General features: G+C 44.1%; 1 protein-coding gene. It reads right to left on the bottom strand.

The annotated features are described in order from the left end of the window. Window positions 1-574, bottom strand: a 574-nt coding sequence (locus D8792_RS11245; protein ID WP_142999414.1) for an Hsp70 family protein, incomplete at both ends; no start/stop codon positions are given.

Genomic DNA, 574 nt, shown 5'->3' with positions numbered 1-574 from the left:
CAAGGATCACTTCGTCGATATCTGACAAGCTCAAACCTGCATCTGAAAGGGCTTGACGAACTGGAACTTTTGTACGTTCTACAAGATCACGAGTCAAATCATCGAATTTAGCACGAGTCAAAGTCATTTCCAAGTGAAGAGGTCCAGCCTCTCCCGCAGTGATGAACGGCAAGCTGATTTGTGTTGAAGTTACACCAGAAAGGTCTTTCTTAGCTTTTTCAGCCGCATCTTTCAAACGTTGCATTGCCATCTTGTCAGTAGACAAGTCAATACCGTTTTCTTTCTTGAATTCTGCTACCAAGTGGTCGATAATCTTTTGGTCAAAGTCGTCACCACCGAGTTTGTTATCCCCTGCAGTTGCCAATACATCGAAGACACCGTCACCCAATTCAAGGATAGATACGTCAAATGTACCACCACCAAGGTCGAATACCAAGATTTTTTCTTCTTTGTCAGTCTTGTCCAAACCGTAAGCAAGGGCTGCAGCAGTTGGTTCGTTGACGATACGTTCTACTTCAAGACCAGCGATTTTACCAGCGTCTTTTGTTGCTTGACGTTGTGCGTCGTTAAAGTA

Source organism: Streptococcus cristatus, assembly GCF_003943505.1.
Classification (GTDB): domain Bacteria; phylum Bacillota; class Bacilli; order Lactobacillales; family Streptococcaceae; genus Streptococcus; species Streptococcus cristatus_E.
Note: the sequence above shows the minus strand (reverse complement) of the source record. Positions and strands in the feature narration are given on the sequence as shown.